The following is an 18,837-nucleotide window of genomic DNA, read 5'->3' on the forward strand; positions in this document are numbered from 1 at the left end:
TGGACGGCGTCGTCAATCTGCTCATCCGTAATACCCTGGCGGCGCATCGTAACCCCATGGGAATGAAGTATCTTCAGGACGCTGCCCTGGCTGAGGTTGTAACGGCTGCGGAGTTCCGGTGTCCCAGTTCCATCCTTGTAGGTGAGGTGAGCCCTTCGTAGTGGTCCAGTTGTTGTGCGACTCTGATGCCCGGTGTTCGGGCAGGAAGAATCGACGACGACATGGCATCGAACAAGCGCCGGCGGCACACGCCGGATCAGATCATCCGCAAGCTCGCCGAGGGCAACAAGCTCCTCGGGACCGGGCAGGAGCTGGCCGAGGTGTGCCGGCACCTGGAGGTCACCGAGTCGACCTGGCATCGCTGGGTCGCCCAGTACGGCGGCATGAAAGCCAACGAGGCCAAACGGCTCAAGGAACTCGGGCCGAGAACGCCCGGCTCAAGAAGCTGGTCGCCAATCAGGCCCTCGACATCGACATGCTCAAGGAGATCTCGTCGGGAAACTTCTGACCCCGGATCGCAAGCGCAGCGCCGTCACGGCGTTGCGTGAGCGGTTCGGGGTCTCTGAGCGTCGAGCCTGCACGGTGGTCGGCATTCACCGCTCCACGATGCGACTGACGCCGCCACCGATCACCGACGAGGAAGCCGAGCTGCGGGCCTGGCTGCGGAAATTCTCCACCGACCGGCCCCGCTGGGGCTGGCGACGAGCGGCGATTGCCGCACGAAAAGCGGGCTGGGTCGTCAACAACAAGCGCGTCCGCCGACTGTGGCGCGACGAGGGCCTGCGAGTCCCGCAGCGCCGCAAGAAGAAACGTCTGACCGGCATCGGGACCGCGGTCGGCGCGATGTGCCCGATCCAGCCGAACGTGATCTGGGCGATGGACTTTCAGTTCGACACCACCGCCGACGGGCGCACCATCAAAATGCTCAACATCATCGACGAGTTCACCCGCGAAGCCCTGGCGATCCACGTCGATCGCGCCATCAACGCCGACCGGGTCGTCGACATCCTCGACCAACTGGTCGACCAACATGGCGCGCCGCACTACGTGCGCTTTGACAACGGCCCGAGTTCGTCGCCCACGCGGTCAACGACTGGTGCCGGTTCAACGGCACCGGCTCACTTTTCATCGACCCCGGATCACCCTGGCAGAACGCATGGATCGAGTCGTTCAACGGCCGACTGCGCGACGAGCTGCTCAACTCCTGGCGCTTCGACTCACTGCTCGAAGCCCGGGTGATCATCGAAGACTGGAGGATCGACTACAACGCCAACCGACCGCATTCGGCCCACCGCGGACTCAGCCCAGCCGAGTTCGCCCTACAGTGGACCACGACCCACCAACCCCAAGCCGCATAGCGACTGGACCACCGAATGGGTCCCCCTCATAGGCCTGAACGATTTCGGCAATCTGGTCAGCGGACAGGCGACGGTCTACTTTTTGCACCGGCACCGGTGGTTCTGGCGGCCTGGTCGGCATTTTGGCCGATTTTTCGGCCAGGGCGACCATCCGGCGGAGCCATTTTCCCTGGTAGACGGGTTTCGAGTAATGTCTCACCCGCTCCACTCCGACGACCTCTTCAAGGCTTGCCAGGAGAGGCGAGGGCCCCGGTGGAACCGTCCGAGCCGAGGTTGATGGTGTTTCGGTAACGGTTTCGGAAAGTCTTCGACCGGTTAGAGAAATATTCTGCGTCGAGTGGGGCGTGACTGTTTCCCTGGATTTATCCATGACGGGTCAGATGTGCCGGCGCAGAAATGGGGACGAGAAATGCGCTTTGCCGCCACTGTGATCACCATCGCCGCTGCGTGCACCCTCATTTCAGGCTGCGGCCAGTCAACGGAACAAGCCGCCGAGACAACGGCGACCAGGCCGATGATTACGTCGTTTCCCCCGACGCCACTGCGCCAGAAAGCGCTGCCCCGATTGCTGCTCTCACCCGAGCAGATCAGCGCATCCATGGCTGCCGGGGGAATGGCCGTCACGGGCACCGATTCTCAAATGTCTGACGACAGCGGGACGATGGAACCCCGTGAATGCCTCGCGGTCGACGGTGCTGCGCAAGCGCCCGTGTATGCCGACAGTGGATTCATCGACGAGGAGGAGATGACGTTACGGGAACCCGACGTCCTCGCTCACTACGCCAAGCAGGCCGTGGTTCGATTCGCCGACGCCGATCAGGCCAAGGCGTTCTATAACTCGTCGGTTCAACAGTGGCCGGCGTGCAAGCACTACACCCACACACAGACCGGCACCCTGTGGGACGTGGGGCCCATCTCCGCCGAAGGTGGCGTATTGAGCGCGGTCGCAACCCAATCCAACGCTCAGGCAGGCGGTTGGGCCTGTGGTCGGGCGTTGACTGCGAACAACAACATCGTGGTCGACGTCAACACTTGCAGCGCCAACCCGGCGGATTCGGCAGCCAGGATCATCAAACAGATCTCTGCACTGATTGATGTACCACCAATAGTTTCCTAGCGAATGGTGTTGTCAATGGCCAGGTGGAAGTACCCGCTGGTGGCCAGATGAAAGTATCCACCCCGTGCGGTGATTCCTAGGTTGTCGGGGTGGTCTCCTTTCGGTGTTGGGCGTCTTTCATGCGGTAGGACTGGCCGTCGGTGATGACGACGGTGGCGTGGTGCAGCAGGCGGTCGAGGATGCTGACGGCGGTGGTCTGTTCGGGCAGGAATCGGCCCCATTGCTCGAAGGGCCAGTGTGACCCGATGGCCAGACTGCGGCGTTCGTACGCGCCGGCGACGAGCCGGAACAGCAGCTGGGTGCCGGTGTCATCCAAGGGTGCGAAGCCGAGCTCGTCGAGAATGATGAGGTCGACTCGCAGCAGCGATTCGATGATCTTGCCAACGGTGTTGTCGGCCATCCCGCGGTAGAGGGTTTCGACGAGATCGGCGGCGGCGAAGTAACGCACCTTGAGGCCGGCGTGGATCGCGGCGGTCCCCAACCCGATCAGGGTGTGGCTCTTGCCGGTCCCGGCGGGACCGATGATCGCCAGGTTACGTTGTGCACGTATCCATTCCAGACTCGACAGGTAGTCGAAGGTCTTCTGTGGGATCGACGATGCGGCTACATCGAAGCTCTCCAATGTCTTGGGCACGGGGAACGCGGCAGCTTTGAGCCGGTTGACGACGTTGGAAGCATCCCGGGCCGCGAGTTCGGTCTCGACTAGAGTTCGCAGCACCTCTTCAGGGGTCCAGCGTTGGGTCTTGGCGGTGATCAGCACCTCCGGTGCCGTTCGCCGGATGGCCGCCAGCTTCAGGCGGCGTAGTCCGGCATCGAGATCGGCATCTAATGGTGGAACTGATTTTGGTGCAACGGGTTTGGTATCGGTCAACGGTGCTGTGTTGGTCACGAGTTCACCTCACCGTCAGCGACGGGTGCGACCCGGTAGGCCTCCAGCGACCGGGTCGGGGCGACCGGCAGGTCCAGGATCAACGCATCCCCGGCGTCGCGTGGCTGCGGGGCGCCGGTGCCGGCGGCCAGAATGGAGCGCACGTCGGCGGCGCGGAACCGCCGGAACGCTACCGCCCGGTGCAACGCCGCCACCAACGCCTGTTCACCGTGGGCGGCGCCCAGAGCGAGAAGGATCTCCAGTTCGGAGGCCAGGCGGGTGTTGCCGATCGCGGCAGCGCCGACCAGGAACGCCTGCGCGTCGTCGCCGAGGTCGCAGAACTGCTTCTCCACGGTGGTCTTCGGCCGTGGTCCGCGGTTCGGTGCCGGCCGGGGCCCGTCGTAGTGCTCGTCGAGAATTGAGGCGCCACCGGGTGCGATGAGTTCGTGTTCGGCCACGACCACCCCGGTGGCCGGCTCGAGCAGGCACACCGCGCCGTGATCGACCACAACGGCCACGCTGGTCCCGATCAGCCGGGTCGGTACCGAGTAGCGGGCTGACCCGTAGCGCACACACGACAACCGGTCGACTTTACGTAGCACCGAGGGTGCACCGATCTGCAGTCGTAGCGATGGGAGTGGTTGGAGCACTTGGCGTTCGGCGATCAGTCGGTCGTCGGGGACCGCTTGGACCTCCGAGTGCGCCGTGGCGTTGACTTCGGCGCACCAGGCGGCCGCGGCGGCGTTGGCGGCCCTCAGATCCACCGGGGAGTCGGCGATGGCAGCCTCGGTCAGCAGCGGCACTGCAAGGTCGCGTTGGGCATAGCCGCACAGATTCTCCACGATGCCCTTGGACTGCGGGTCGCCGGCGTGGCAGAAGTCCGGGGCGAACCCGTAGTGCGTCGCGAAGCGGACGTAGTTCGGGGTCGGGACAACGACGTTGGCGACGACCCCGCCTTTGAGGCAGGCCATCCGGTCGGCCAGCACCCGCGCCGGAACGCCGCCGACCACGGCCAGTGCTTCGGCGATCAACGCCAGCGTGGTGGAGGCTTTCTGGTCGGTGGCAAAGCGCACGAAGCGCCACCGGGAGAATGCCAGCACCGCGCAGAACAGGAACAGCCCCGGCGCGGCCTGGGCCCAGTCGATCACCAGATACTCGCCCGGCGCCCACACTGCCGGGCGGCGGCCACGGTGATTGTTACTGCGCCACAACGCTTTCTTCTCTGCGACCAGACGCCGAAAATTACGCGGCGAGCCCTGGTAGCCGGCGGTCCGGGCGATCGGCAATAGCCGTTTGGCCGAGATCCGGCCTTGTGATTTCTCGACGCGTTCAGCGACGAGTTCGGCGACCGTGTCGTAGTTGTGCGCTCGTTCGACCCGGCGTGCTGGCGGTATGCCGGCCTGCTCGGCCTCGTGCCGGTCGATGATCTTCTTGACGGTGCGGTGGGTGGTGCCGCACCTATCGGCGGCACCCCGGTACGACCCGAGCTCGTAGTAGGCGGAAATGATGTCCATGCGGTCCTTCGCAGATTTCAATGGAACTCCCCGATGGTGATGGCGATTGATTGGCGCCTTCACCGTCACCATCGGGGCCCGCAGTTCCTGATCGACACGACGAACACGGGGTGGATACTTTTATCCGGCCAAAACTGGATACCTCCACCTGGCCACCAGTGGGTACTTTTTCATGGCCACGGACAGGTGTTGTACCGCAGCCACACGCGAACGCCGGCAGAAGCTTCCGGCTCCCACCGGTCTTCTGCCGACGCTCAACGTCACGGCTGGTGACGGTTACCTGCCCCCGCGGCGCTAAAACCAGACTTTTCGTCCGCCCACCGGACGGCCGACCGCGCCGAGGATCCACAGGATGACACCGATCACCAAGAGGATCCCGCCGATGGTGTACAGGATCGATATACCGGCGAAATAGCCGATCAACAGAAGGATGATGCCGAGCACGATCATGGTCAATCCGTTCGACGTAGGAACCCCGCGCGGGGCTGTCGGCGACAGGAATTGCCATATTCGTCGAATTTCAAACGTGCGGGCACTTCAGCGCACGTTCGTATGGGCGCAGGGCGCCCAGCCCCGTCGTCACGGCGGAGGTGGGGGCGGAGGCGGTGGAGGGGGCGCCGGCAGCGTGATCGGGGGCAGCCCGGGGATCTCGATGACGTTGGGCGGCGGGGGCGGGCCGAGCTGGTTGAGCAGGCCCCCGGGTGGAGGAGGTGGCGCCTCGGGCGGGGGAATGTAGACCGGTGGTGGCACATACCCCGTGCTGGTGTTGATCGTGATGATCGAGCCGGGAATGGTCCTGCCGCTCGGCGTGGTACCGACGACCGAACCCTTCGAGGCATTGCTGTTGACGGCAGTGGGTTGGTCGGCGACTCGGAAACCGGAGCTAAGCAGGCGTTTCCGCGCGTCCTCGACCTTCAAACCGGTCACGCTCGGCACTTCGCCACCGGGGCCCCCGTCGACGTAGCGTGGGTCGGTGGGAGGAAGCGCGACGGGGCCGAAGTAGTCGGCGATGGGACTCATTGCGGCATACCAGGTCAACGCTGGTTCCGTACCGCCGAACAGGGTGCCGTCGCCGCATTTGCGCAACGGGTACGAGCACAGTCCCGACGGCGACGGGGAGTCGTCGAAGACGTAGTTCGCGGCGGCGTACCGATTGGTGAAGCCGAGGAAACCCGATGACCGATGGGCCTCGGTGGTTCCGGTCTTCCCGGACATCGGAAGCGTCCAGCCGACCGAACTCGCTGCGCCGGCGGCGGTTCCGTTCGAGTGATCCTTGCTCAGCGCGTTGGCCAAGGTATTGGCAAGGCCCTCGGGTACCGCCTGGTCACACGGCACTGTTTCCACCCCGACCTCACGGCCGTTGCGGTCGAAGACCTTGTCGATCGGACTCGGTGGACACCAGGTACCGCCGGAGGCCAGTGTCGCTCCGACATTCGCCAACTCCAGCGCGTTGAGCTCGAATGGGCCGAGAGTGAACGATCCGATGTTCTGCCGCTTGACGTAATCGGCGATGCTCTCGTCGGAATCGGGGTTGTAATCCCGGGCGCTACCGGGTTCGGCGTAGGACCTCAGGCCCAGGCGGACGGCCATGTCCACCGCACGCGGTACCCCGATCTGCGAGATGAGTTTGGCGAAAGCGGTATTGGGGGACTGTGCCAGGGCGTCGGTGACATTGAGCGGGCTGCGGAAACCATGTGCATTGCGCACACACCAGGTTTCCTTCGGGCACCCGGGGGTGTCGCTGCTCCCCAGGCCTTTGCCCAGAAACGTTCCGGGGACATCGAGTTGGGCGTTGATACCCATGCCCATATCGAGTGCGGCGGCGGTGGTGAAGATCTTGAAGATCGACCCGGCACCGTCACCGGCCAACGAAAAGGGCTGCGGCTGCACGGTTTGGTTGGCATCCAGATCGAGTCCATAGGTGCGGCTGTCACCCATCGCGACCAGTCGATGGGTGTCCTTGCCTGGCGTGATCACGCTCATCACGCTCGCGACACCGGCTGCATTCGGGTTCGCGTACTTCTCGATCGCCGACTGGACGCTGTCCTGCACCTTGGGGTCCAGCGTGGTGCGGATCAGGTAACCGTTGCGCGCGACGTCCTTCATCGTCAGCCCGGAGCGGGCGAGGTACTGCAGGACGTACTCACAGAAGAAGGCGCGATTACCGGCGGCGATGCACCCCTGCGGTAGCGGGTCGGCCTGGCGGAGTATGCCCAACGGTGCCGCCTTGGCTGCGCGCAGTTCCTCGGCGCGGTCCGGCAGATAGTCGATCAAGGTGTCGAGCACGAGGTTGCGTCGGGCCAGGGCGCCGTCGGGATTGGTGTAGGGGTTCAGCGCACTGGTGGACCGCACCACACCGGCCAGCAGGGCGGCCTGCGGCCAGGTCAGGTCGGCGGCGTCGACGCCGAAGTAGGTACGTGCCGCATCCTGAACTCCGAAGGCGCCGTTGCCGAACGACACGAGGTTCAGGTACCGGGCCAGGATCTCGCTTTTGGGGAGGGTCTTGTCCATCGCCAGCGCGATCCGGATCTCGCGCAGCTTGCGTGCGGGGCTGACCTCGACGGCGGCCCGGCGTTCGGCGTCGGAGTTCGCAGTGACCAGAAGGTTGTAGTTCTTGACGTACTGCTGCTCGATGGTGGATCCGCCGCGGACGTCGTCGACACCCCGCAGGTAGCCGATGAGTCCGTGCAGAGTGCCCTGGACATCCACACCGTTGTGTTCGACGAAGCGCTTGTCCTCTACCGAGACGATCGCCAGCTTCATGGTGTCGGCGATCCGATCGGGAGGAACCACCCACCGGCGCTGTTCGTACAGCCAGGCGATCGGTTTGCCCGAGGTGTCCACCATGGTGGTGACGAGCGGTGCGTCACCTTGGAGCACCTCCGCGGAATCCTGTGCCACGGTGTCGGACAGCCGTGCCGTCATCATGCCGACACCGCCGACGACGGGGAACATCAACACCGCCGCGAGCAATCCGGCCAGCACACAGTGCATGGCCAACTTGGCAACCGTAGACCGCGACCGCGGTGGCGGGTCGGACATGCTCTCAAGCGTAAGACGCTCAGCGGTGGGCGATGGATATATCGCACGCAACACGTTGGCTACGTTGTGATTTCAGAACCTCAGACTGTCGAATCTGCACGGGTTGGCTGGGGCCGACGTCCGTGACCGGTGGCGCTTGGGCGATCCGATGCGCAACGGGCCCGACGGAACGTCGCTAACGATCGCCGCGACTGCAGTTCGGATTGGCCGGCTTGGCGGGCCAGCTGCACACGTCGATGTAGGTGGTGTTGGCGTAGCCACCGCCGTCGAATACGCCGTAGGCGTCACCGTGCGTGCCGGTGTAGGTCGCGCCGCCGCCTCCGCCGCCTCCCGAGGTGATGATCGTGGTGACCGTCCACCCCTTGCTCTGGAGTGCGTTCTTGTACGCGGTCATCACATCGTTCGGTGATCCGTTGACCTGGTAGTGGAGGTGGATTCCGCCGTCGGCGATGTCGTCGGGCCCCCTGGTCTGCTGCACGTCCGCCGGTGTGGGCAATAGCGACGCCACTGCCGCACCGTCCCCGGCCGCGGTGGTGGTCGTACTGGTGGCGGCCGTCATCGTGGTGGTGGTGGCCTCGGCCTTCTCGGTGACCGAGCTGCACGCCGTGGCGGCCAGACCGATCGCCATCGCCCCGATGAGGCAGGTTGTGGTGTGCTTCGGCATGGGCTTCCCCGTTCGTTTTGCCGCACCGTACCAATGCCGGCCAGAGCGGTTGGAGGATTTTGACAGCAGGAAGGGCCAGGTAGTTCCGATGGCAACAACGCGTCCAGCTGTTTGGTTGTCGTTGCGCGAATGTCGACTGTCGGGCAAGCAGTGGTTCACGTGCGGCTTGAACGATGTCTGGATGAGACGCAGGTGGTTCGCGGTGGCGACAGGATTGGTGTGTACGGCGAGCTTGGCCGCGGCCTGCGGCGGGAGCAACGACGGCAACGCCTCGCTTCCGGTACTCGATCCCGCCGCCAAGGGCACCCTGTCCGAGCACGGCGGTGCGACCCGCGCCGGTGCCGACCGCAGCCGGCTGATCGCGGACTCCATCAAGAACACCGGCGCCAAAAACGTCATCCTGCTGATCGGCGATGGGATGGGAGACTCCGAGATCACGATGGCCCGCAACTATGCGCACGGAGCCGGTGGCGCCTTCCCGGGTCTCGACGCCCTTCCGCTGACCGGTCAGTACACGCACTACTCCCTTAACAAGGACGGCAAGCCCACCTACGTGACCGATTCGGCCGCCGGTGGATCGGCGTGGGCCACCGGAACCAAGACCTACAACGGCGCCATCTCAGTGGACATCCACGGCATGGAGCAGAAGACGCTGCTGCAGCGTGCCAAGGACGCGGGCAAGGCCACTGGAGACATATCTACCGCCGAGATCCAGGACGCCACCCCGGCGGTCCAGCTCGCCCACGTCACCGGGCGGAAGTGCTACGGACCCGACGAGACCACCGAGAAGTGCCCGACGAACGCGCTGGAGCACGGCGGCAACGGATCGATCGCCGAGCAGCTGCTCACCACCCGCGCCGACGTCGTGATGGGTGGCGGCGCCGAGACCTTCCAGCAGGTCGCCAAAGCCGGTGACTACCAAGGCAAGACACTTGAAGTGCAGGCCAAGGAACGTGGTTTCACCATCGTGCGCAACGCCGACGAACTCGACACGGTGGACAAGGCCGACCGGGACGCCCCGTTGCTCGGCCTGTTCGCCGAGGGCAACATGCCGACCCGGTGGAGCGGTCCCGTGGCCGGCAAGGGCGGCTATCTGGAACCGGCTGTCGAATGCAAGGACAACCCGGAGCGCGGTGCATCGGTTCCCACGTTGGCCGCCATGACCGAGAAGTCCATCGACCTGCTCAAGGGCAATGAGAACGGATTCTTCCTGCAGGTCGAGGGCGCCTCGATCGACAAGCAGGACCACGCCGCCAATCCCTGCGGTCAGATCGGCGAGACCGTCGACCTCGACGAGGCCGCCAAGGTCGCCCTCGACTTCGCCGAGGAGAACAAGGACACCCTGGTCATCGTCACCGCCGACCATGCCCACAGCAGCCAGATCGTCGAGACCATGAGCCTCGACGACGTCCGCGCTGCCGCGGCCGAGGCCAACCTGCCGTTCGAGGTCACCCGCGACGCGATCTATCCGGGTCTGACCCGGGTGCTCCGCAGCAAGGACGGCCAGGACCTGACAATCTCCTACGGCACATCGGACAACCTCGACGCCATGGACCAGGGCCACACCGGATCTCAGTTGCGCATCGCGGCCTATGGTCCCGGTGCGGCCGATGTCGTCGGGTTGACGGACCAGACCGACCTGTTCTTCACGATGACCCGTGCCCTGGGGCTGAGCAGCAACTGACCTCGCCGGGCGTGGGGCGATTTGTGATGGTTCCGTGGCCTGAATGTGACTATTGCGTACAAGTGTTGCCCGAGTGACACAAGTGCACTGATGCACGCCACGTCGGAGCGGGGAGAACCACCATGGCAGCGCAGATCACCTTCGGCCGACTGTTCGGATATGCGGCGCTGAGCGTCGCCGGCGCGTTGACGGCCCTGACCGTGAGCCACGGGTTGGCGGCCGCCACGCCGCGGGCGCCACTGCCCTCCGACGACCAGGCGCCCGCGGTGCCCTTCGACCCCGGGGCGTTGGTCAATGCCATCGACGACTACGCGACTCTCCTGTCGATCCTCACCGGCGGCCGCAGTGCTCAGTCTGGTCTCGGTGGGCCGGGCGGCATCGCACCGGCACCGGCACCGGCACCGGCACCGGCGGGTACCTATCCGATGCTGCCCGGCGTGTAGGGAACGGCGGCCGTTTTCGCACCCATCAACTGAGGATCTGCGGGGAGACGAGGTGCGGGTAGGCATCCTGACGATGCTGAAACTTCAGGATGTCGGGGTTCAGTACGGTGCCCTCACGAATCTCGATGGCCCGCGAGATCGTGTTGTCGGCATCCCAGGCCGCCGGACCCCCGAGCACAGTCTCGATGTGCGGCATCAGCGCCTCGCTGATCTCCCACGTCGCGGAGTTCCACAGGTAGGACGGGCTGTGGTCCACGGCGTAGTAGTAGACGCCGTCGCCCACCTGGCAGACCGGGTCGTTGAACGAGCTCGGACGCGCCCAGCTGAACCCCATGCCTGCGTCGCAGGAGACGTCGACGAGCAGGCTGCCTGGATCGAACATGGCCAGATCGTGTTCGGTGACGAAGATGAGGGGAGCAGTGGGATCTTGCAGCACGCAGTTGACGACGATGTCGTTCTCGGCCAGGAAGCGAGCCACCGGCACCATGCCGTCCGCTGGTGTGTCGGCCCACGTCCGCTCGGGAGTTTCCTTGTCGCGCCCCATCTGTACGATCTGCGTCGAGTGGATCGGGGATCCGACGGCTGCGACCTCACGATTGGTCAGGACGCGGACATCGTCGACGCCGTGGGCGTTGAGTGCGGTGACCGCACCGCGGGCCGTCGCACCGAATCCGATGACGGCAGCGCGGAGGCGGCGACCGTAGCTGCCGGTGATTCCGGCCAGTTGCATCGCGTGTAGCACCGAGCAGTAGCCCGCGAGCTCGTTGTTCTTGTGGAATACGTGCAGACCGAATCCACCATCGGCCTGCCAGTGTTGCATTGCCTCGAAGGCGATCAGCGTCAGTCGCCGGTCGATGGCGATCTGAGTGAGGGCCGCATCCTGCACGCAGTGCGGCCATCCCCAGACCACCTGACCGACCCTCAGCTCCGCCAGGTCCTCAGCTTGCACTTTGGGCAGCAGAATGATGTCACACTCCGCGATGATCTCGTCGCGTGTCTTGATTCCGCCGACCAGCTCGGCCAGTGCGTCATCGGTGGCACCGAACTCTTCGCCATAGCCGTGCTCAAGGAACACCCGCCGCAGTATCGGTGGATCGATCCGGCTGAAATGAGCCGGGTGAATGGGCAGCCTACGTTCGTCAGGTTTGCGGGAGTGAGCCAGAACGCCTAGCGAAAGCTGTTTCGCCACTTCAGCTCTTCTGGTCAGGCAATGGCACCTCGATGGCGTGAGCCGTGGATCTTCGAGGAGATTCGTCAGACATCGCTGGGCCCCTTTGATAGTGAGGGCCTGAGTGGTCCCGGTGTCGTCGACACTACGCGTCGTGAATGGCCGTCGATGCCATCAGCGACCGGCGCGCTCCATCGCCTGTGCCACCACGCCGCGCGCCGGGCGCTGACGCACCAGCTGCGGCCACCAGAACCACGGGCCCATCAGCGCCGCGATCGACGGGGTCATGAACGACCGGATCACCAGGGTGTCGAACAACAGGCCCAGCCCGATGGTCGAGCCCACCTGGGCCACCACGATCATCTCGCTGACCACCATCGACATCATGGTGAACGCGAACACCAGTCCGGCCGCGGTCACCACCGATCCGCTGCCGCCCATGGCCCGGATGATGCCGGTGTTGATCCCGGCGGGCAGTTCTTCCTTGAGCCGCGCCACCAACAGCAGGTTGTAGTCCGCGCCGACGGCCAACAGCACGATCACCGCCATGGCCATCACCATGAAGTGCAGTTCGATCCCGATCAGGTGCTGCCACACCAGGACCGACAAACCGAACGACGTTCCCAGGGAGACCAGCACGGTGCCGACGATGACCGCGGCGGCGACCAGGCTGCGCGTGATGATCAGCATGATGATGAAGATCAGGCACAGGGCCGAGATTCCGGCGATGATCAGGTCGTAGTTGTTGCCTTCCTGCATGTCCTTGAAAGCCGATGCGGTACCGCCCATGTAGATCTTGGAACCCTCGAACGGTGTGTTCTTGATGGCTTCCTTGGCGGCCAGTTTGATGTCGTCGACCAACCCGATGCCTTCCGGCGTCAGTGGGTCACCCTCGTGAGAGATGATGAAGCGCACGGCTTTTCCGTCGGGGGAGATGAAACTCTCCATGCCGCGCTTGAAGTCGGCGTTGTTGAAGATCTCCGGCGGCAGGTAGAAGGTGTCGTCGTTCTTGGAGTCGTTGAACGCAGTTCCCATGGCGGTCTGGTTTTCCTGCATCGCCGCCATCTGATCCTGCAGACCCTTCTGGGTCTGGTACATCGTCAGCATCATCGTCTTCATCGTCCGCATGGTCTCGATCTGCGGCACCATCATGGTGGCCATCTGCGGCATCAGGGCGTCGAGCCGGTGCATGTCGGGCATCATCTGCTCGATGGTCTCGGTCATGCTGTCGACACCGTCGAGGCCGTCGAACACCGAGCGCATCGACGCGCACACCGGGATGTTGTAGCAGTGCGGTTCCCAGTACAGGTAGTTGCGCACCGGGCGCAGGAAGTCGTCGAAATCGGAGATGTGGTCCCGCAGTTCCTTGACGTCGACGACCATCGTGTCCATCTTGCCGACCATGTTGTGCGTGATGGAGCTCATTTCCTCCATCAGCGTGATCATCTGATCCATCGTGTTGATGGTCTTCTGCATCTCGTCGGCCTGCAGCAGCATGTCGTCGGCGCGGTCGGTGAGGTACTTGCGGTTCATGGTCTGCATGACCCCGCCCATGCTCATCTGCGCGGGAATCGTGCTGAACTCCAGCGGTTCACCCTGCGGGCGGGTGATGGCCTGCACGCTCCCGACCCCCGGCACCTCGAAGATCTTCTTGGCGATCCTGTCGATCACCAGGAAGTCCGCGGAATTGCGGATGTCGTGATCGGTTTCGATGAGCAACAACTCGGGGTTCATCTTTGCCGCCGAGAAGTGCCGATCGGCCGCGGCATAACCCTCCTGCGCAGGCAGATCGGTCGGCAGATAGTTGCGGTCGTTGTAGTTGGTCCGGTAGCCCGGCAGGGTCAGCAGACCGACCAACGACAGCAGGATGGTGCCCAACAGCACCGGACCCGGCCAGCGAACCACGAAGGCTCCCAGCCGCCGCCAGAAGCGGATGCGCATGGCGCGCTTGGGTTCCAGCACCTTGCCGAACCGGCTTGCCACCGTGATCACCGCCGGCCCCAGCGTCAATGCCGCCAGCACCGTGACGGTCATGCCGACGGCCATCGGAATGCCCAGGGTCTGGAAATAGGGCAGCCGGGTGAAATGCAGACACAATGTGGCCCCGGCGATCGTCATACCGGAGCCGAGCACCACGTGCGCCGTGCCGTGGAACATCGTGTAGTACGCCTGTTCTCGGTCCTCGCCGACGCTGCGGGCTTCCTGATATCGCCCGATCAGGAATATCGCGTAATCGGTGGCCGCGGCGATCGCGAGCGTGACCAGAAGCTGTGTCGCGAACGTCGAGAGCCCGATCAGGTTGTGGTAACCCAGGAATGCGACGAAGGCGCGTGCCGCGGACAGTTCGACGACCACCATCGCCAGCACCAGCAGCACCGTGACGATCGACCGGTAGACCAGCAGCAGCATCGTGATGATCACTGCGAAGGTGACGCCTTCGATGATCTTGACGCTGCGGTCGCCGGAGATCTGCTGATCGGCGGCCAGGGCGGTGGGGCCGGTGACGTACACCTTGAGCCCCGGCGGCGGCGACAGCCCGGCGATGAGCTTCTGGACGGCCTCCACCGATTCGTTGGCCAGCGCCTCACCCATGTTGCCGGCCATGTACACCTGCACGTAGGCGGCCTTGCCGTCATTGCTCTGGGCGCCGGCCTCGGTCAGCGGATCACCCCAGAAGTCCTGCACGTGCTCGACATGCTTCTTGTCGGCTTCCAGCCGGTCGACCATGTCGTTGTAGAACCGATGCGCGTCGTCGCCGAGCTTGGCGTCATCCCCCTGGGCCTCCAGCACGATCATTGCCGAGCTGTCGGAATGGAACTCGTCGAACACCTTGCCGACGCGCTTCATCGCGATCACCGACGGCGCCTCGTCCGGGCTCATCGACACCGAGCGCATCTGGCCGACCACCTCGAGCGGGGGAACGGTCACGCTCAGAAACGCGAGGAGGGCGATCCAGCCGACAATCACCGGAACGGCGAATCGACGGATCCATCGAGCAACCCCCGTATGGGGGGCTCTGAAATCGGCCATCAGGAACCCTTGGTGGTCGGCGGGGTGAGCACGATGCGGCGGTCGGGCCTTGTGCGGTCGGGCCATGTGCGAAGGCTGACCTTACTACGTCGTGTCGTTCCCACCCGTCTTACCAGACGGGGCCCGTCAGCAGGGCGCCAGCTTTCACCATCACCCGCTACACGCCGACCGGTTCGGTCTGGTCGACAGGGCCCAGCCGCCACTGTCCCTCGCCCAGCAGTTCCAGGTGGGTGGTGTGGTGGCGGTGAACCGTGGAGCGATGGGTGATGCTGACCAGCACGGTGTCGGGTAGTTCGCGGCGGATCAGGCTGTAGATCATGAACTCCAACGGTTCGTCGAGCGCTGCGGTTGCCTCGTCGAGGAACGCCACCTTGGGTCTGGTCAGCAGTACCCGGGCGAACGCGACGCGTTGCTGTTCGCCCGGGGAGAGCACCTTGGCCCAGTCGGTGTCCTCGTCGAGGCGGTCGACATAACGCGGCAGCGCGACCGCGAGCAGGGCTTCCTGCAATGCCTTGTCGGACAACGCCCCGGACTGCTGGGGGTAGGACACCACGGTCCGTAGGTCGCCCAGCGGAATGTAGGGGACCTGTGACAGGTAGAGCGATTCGTTATCGCCCTGCGGGCATCGCACCGTACCCGAGGCGTACGGCCACAGTTGGGCGATGCTGCGCAGCAGTGTGGTCTTGCCGGTGCCCGACTTGCCGGTGATGATCATCGCCTCGCCGGCGGCTAGCGACAGGTTGAGATCGTCGATCAACTGCTCGCCGGCCGGATTGCGCACCTCCACGTCGTCGAGTTCGACCAGGCTGTCGGTGTCCGCGGCAAGCTCGTCGATGTCCAACGTCGGTAGCTCACGGCTCTGCTGGTCGGCGGTGACCAGCCCGTACAGGCGGATGATCGAGGCGCGGTAACCGGCGAAGGTGTCGTAGGAGTTGCGGAAGAACGACAGCGCGTCCTGGATCGCGCCGAAGGCGGCCACCGACTGATTGACCGTCCCGAGCTGGATCTGGCCGGTGAACAACCGCGGGGCCTGCAGCGCCCACGGCAGCGGGATGATGATGTGGCTCATCGACAGGTTCCAGCCGGTGAAGATCATGGTCCGGTTGATGAAATGTTTGTAGTTGGTCACCACGGCGGCGAAACGTTGTCGCAGCTGTGACCGCTCGGCCTTCTCGCCCCGGTAGAGCGCGACCGATTCGGCGGCGTCGCGCAACCGGACCAACGCGTAACGGAATGCGGCGTTGAACTTTTCGTTGTTGAACGACAACCGGATCAGCGGACGGCCGAGCGCGAACGCGAACACGGTGGCGAACGCGACATAGACGAACACCGACCAGAACATCGCTCGCGGGATCTCGATACCGAAGAGGCTGAGATCCCCCGACAGGTTCCACAGGATCGAGGTGAACGAGATAACCGAGACGATCGACCGGATGGCGCCGAACGGCAAAGTGCCACTGCTGGTCTGGTGCGGGGTGTTGGGTTGCGGTCCGGACAGGGCGGTGAATACGTCGATGTCGGACTGGATGCGCTGATCGGGGTTGTCGATGGTCTGGTCGATGAACCGGGACCGGTAGTAGGCGCGGCCGTCGAGCCAGTCGCCGGTGAGCCGGTCGGTCAGCCACGTGCGCCAGGCCAACATGAAGTGCTGCGTGATGAACAGGTCGACCAGGACGCGGGTGACCAGGATCGCCGCCAATATGGAGAAGATAATCAGCGCAATCCAGAAACCGCTGATCCCCGAATTTCTGATCTCGTCGTTGCCGGTGGCCAATCCCTGAACGGCGACCTGGGCGGCGGTGAACAGGTCGTTGCTCTGATAGCTGAACAACACCGCCAGCCGTACGTCCACGATCACCGACAGCAGCATCGCGGCCAGCGTGAGCCACGGCGTGAGGCTGTGGCGCCCGGTGAAATACGCGCCGGTGACAGTCCAGAACTGCCGGCCCCACGTGGTGAACCGGGCGATCAGGGTCAGTACCGCGAGGGTGCACACCGCCGTGATGGTCCAGGCCTGGGCGAGCCACCACAGGGAGTGCAGCACCTCGCTGCTCCAGTCGATCGAGGGCGAGAACGGTGCGACTTCGTTCACGAAAATCGACTCCTGGTCTGCTGACGCGTTTGCGTGAAGCTACCGCAAGCGGCCGGTCAATCGAGGGCGCTACGCCGCGGATCAAGCGGCCTGGTCGAGTCGAGTGAATCCACACCCGGGCCCGCACACACAGCCGGCGACGGTGATCCACCGCTGCGGATCACTCCGGTGATCTGTGGACAACTCCTTACGCTGAAGATCGTGGTCACCAGGTAGCCGCAATCTTCAGCGTTGATGCACAGATCGATCGCCGGATCGCATCGAAGGCGCGGGTGGGTAACGTCGAACTGTCCCCGTGCAACCGGAAAGGATCGCGCAATGAACCCGCCCCCTGGTGCCTCGCGCCTCGGCACCCGGTTCGGACCCTACGAGCTGAAATCGTTGATCGGTGTCGGTGGAATGGGCGAGGTGTACCGCGCCTACGACACGGTCAAGGAACGCATGGTGGCCGTCAAACTGCTGCGCACCGAGATCGCCGCAGACGCGAGCTTTCAGGAGCGGTTCCGGCGTGAATCCCGGGTGGCGGCGCGGCTGCAGGAGCCCCACGTCATCCCGGTGCACGATTTCGGGGAGATCGACGGCGTCCTGTACATCGACATGCGCCTGGTCGAGGGCGTCAGTGTCAAGGAACTGCTGCGGACCAACGGCCCGCTCGCCCCGGAACGCGCCACCGCGATCGTCACGCAGGTGGCTGCGGCACTGGACGCCGCGCACGCCGACGATTTGGTGCACCGCGACATCAAGCCGGAGAACGTGCTGCTCACCCCCGACGATTTCGCCTACCTGGTGGATTTCGGCATCGCCCACGTCGAGGGTGAGGCGAGCGTCACGATGACGGGCGTGCTGATCGGATCGAGCGCCTACATGGCGCCCGAGCGGTTCTCCGGCGGCCCGGTCGGACCGGCCGCCGACGTCTATGCGCTGGCCTGCCTGCTCTACGAGATGTTGATCGGCAGGCCACCATTCGAGGCCGGTGATCTGCGCCAGCTGATGAGTGCGCACATGTTTGCACCGGCGCCGCGGCCCAGCATCATGCGCCGCGGCATACCGCGCGCCTTCGACGAGGTCGTCGCCAAGGGCATGGCCAAGGAGCCCGTCGATCGCTATTCCAGTGCCGGTGAACTCGCCAAGGCCGCCCGCGCGGTGGTCGGTTCTGACACTTCCGTTGCCACACCGGCACCGGCACCGGCACCGCCGCCGCGACCGGCACCGCCGCCGCGCGCACCGGGCACCCGCGAGTTCTCCTCGATCTACCCGAATCCGGATCACCCGGGCTACACCCCGTATCCGCCGGTGCCACCGGCACCTCAGGCGCCACCGGCCCCCGGGCGTACGCCGCGGTTCAGCCGGACCCAGCTCTTCCTGATCGTGGCATCGGTGGGGCTGTTCGGGATTGCCGCCGTGCTGGCCGCGGTTCTGGCCAGTGGCGGCGATGGCGCCTCCACCCGGGAGACGCTGGCCGTACCGTCTTCGCCGAACTCGATGTCCGAGTCGCCGACGAGCAGCACCACGGCCGGTTCGGCGACGGCCGGCGTGAGCGGCACCGACGAGCAGGGCTTCATCGGCCATACCGCGCGCTGCGTCGATGGAACCACCCCCGCTGCCGTGATCCGAACCGCGTCCTCGCTGGCGGTGATCTGCCAGAGCGGCCGCGATTCCTACTCTTACCGCGGCGAGCGTCTCAGCGACGGTGCCAATCTCCAGATCCCCACCGCCGAGCGCTCCGGCAACGGTTTCGTGGCGACCAATCCCGCCGACGGTGCACGCTATGAGGTCGGGCCCGACGGACTCACCATCAGCAGTAACGGCCACGTCGATTCCTCGGAACCGCCCCTGGAGTACGGCCGGCGCTGACGT

At 64.8% G+C, this 18,837-nt stretch carries 12 protein-coding genes and 1 pseudogene; 5 read left to right on the forward strand and 8 right to left on the reverse strand.

The window, feature by feature from the left end; all coding sequences use genetic code 11:
- Positions 1 to 221 precede the first annotated feature (221 nt).
- Both G6N44_RS00745 and G6N44_RS00750 read left to right on the forward strand, forming a co-directional pair.
- A pseudogene (locus tag G6N44_RS00745) lies at positions 222 to 1,358 on the forward strand (IS3 family transposase).
- A gap of 382 nt (positions 1,359 to 1,740) precedes the next feature.
- Positions 1,741 to 2,475, forward strand: coding sequence for a sensor domain-containing protein (locus G6N44_RS00750; RefSeq protein ID WP_235682905.1), 735 nt, complete (start codon positions 1,741 to 1,743; stop codon positions 2,473 to 2,475).
- A 76-nt stretch (positions 2,476 to 2,551) separates the two neighbouring features.
- On the opposite strand, the gene istB is transcribed toward G6N44_RS00750, so the two are convergent.
- The 5 genes from istB to G6N44_RS00770 form a co-directional block, all read right to left on the reverse strand.
- Positions 2,552 to 3,364, reverse strand: a complete 813-nt coding sequence (istB, locus tag G6N44_RS00755; RefSeq protein ID WP_070946684.1) for an IS21-like element helper ATPase IstB — start codon at positions 3,362 to 3,364, stop codon at positions 2,552 to 2,554.
- On the reverse strand, positions 3,361 to 4,878 hold the full coding sequence (gene istA, locus G6N44_RS00760) for an IS21 family transposase (protein WP_083339402.1): 1,518 nt from the start codon (positions 4,876 to 4,878) through the stop codon (positions 3,361 to 3,363). The genes istB and istA overlap by 4 nt, the downstream gene beginning before the upstream one ends.
- A 273-nt stretch (positions 4,879 to 5,151) precedes the next feature.
- On the reverse strand, positions 5,152 to 5,307 hold the full coding sequence (locus G6N44_RS29020; protein ID WP_170309375.1) for a hypothetical protein: 156 nt from the start codon (positions 5,305 to 5,307) through the stop codon (positions 5,152 to 5,154).
- 129 nt (positions 5,308 to 5,436) lie between these two features.
- Complete coding sequence (ponA2, locus tag G6N44_RS00765) at positions 5,437 to 7,899, reverse strand: transglycosylase/D,D-transpeptidase PonA2 (protein ID WP_163660278.1); 2,463 nt, start codon at positions 7,897 to 7,899, stop codon at positions 5,437 to 5,439.
- Positions 7,900 to 8,074: 175 nt separating this feature from the next.
- Positions 8,075 to 8,563, reverse strand: coding sequence for a hypothetical protein (locus G6N44_RS00770; RefSeq protein WP_163660280.1), 489 nt, complete (start codon positions 8,561 to 8,563; stop codon positions 8,075 to 8,077).
- Between the two features lie 181 nt (positions 8,564 to 8,744).
- On the opposite strand from G6N44_RS00770, the gene phoA reads away from it, so the two are divergent.
- On the forward strand, positions 8,745 to 10,247 hold the full coding sequence (phoA, locus tag G6N44_RS00775; RefSeq protein ID WP_163660282.1) for an alkaline phosphatase: 1,503 nt from the start codon (positions 8,745 to 8,747) through the stop codon (positions 10,245 to 10,247).
- 122 nt (positions 10,248 to 10,369) lie between these two features.
- Positions 10,370 to 10,690, forward strand: a complete 321-nt coding sequence (locus G6N44_RS00780; RefSeq protein WP_163660284.1) for a hypothetical protein — start codon at positions 10,370 to 10,372, stop codon at positions 10,688 to 10,690.
- 25 nt (positions 10,691 to 10,715) lie between these two features.
- Here the strand turns inward: G6N44_RS00780 and G6N44_RS00785 are convergent, their stop codons facing one another.
- From G6N44_RS00785 to G6N44_RS00795, 3 genes are all read right to left on the reverse strand, one after another.
- Positions 10,716 to 11,897, reverse strand: a complete 1,182-nt coding sequence (locus G6N44_RS00785; RefSeq protein ID WP_163669442.1) for a N(5)-(carboxyethyl)ornithine synthase — start codon at positions 11,895 to 11,897, stop codon at positions 10,716 to 10,718.
- Between the two features lie 135 nt (positions 11,898 to 12,032).
- Positions 12,033 to 14,888 carry an MMPL/RND family transporter gene (locus tag G6N44_RS00790; protein ID WP_163660286.1) on the reverse strand — a complete coding sequence of 952 codons (2,856 nt, stop codon included), beginning with the start codon at positions 14,886 to 14,888 and terminating at the stop codon, positions 12,033 to 12,035.
- 157 nt (positions 14,889 to 15,045) lie between these two features.
- Positions 15,046 to 16,980, reverse strand: a complete 1,935-nt coding sequence (locus G6N44_RS00795) for an ABC transporter ATP-binding protein/permease (protein WP_163660288.1) — start codon at positions 16,978 to 16,980, stop codon at positions 15,046 to 15,048.
- Positions 16,981 to 17,298: 318 nt separating this feature from the next.
- On the opposite strand from G6N44_RS00795, the gene G6N44_RS00800 reads away from it, so the two are divergent.
- Positions 17,299 to 18,834: a serine/threonine-protein kinase gene (locus G6N44_RS00800; protein WP_163660290.1), complete on the forward strand. Its 1,536-nt coding sequence runs from the start codon at positions 17,299 to 17,301 to the stop codon at positions 18,832 to 18,834.
- Positions 18,835 to 18,837: the final 3 nt, after the last annotated feature.

This window comes from Mycolicibacterium alvei (assembly GCF_010727325.1).
GTDB lineage: Bacteria > Actinomycetota > Actinomycetes > Mycobacteriales > Mycobacteriaceae > Mycobacterium > Mycobacterium alvei.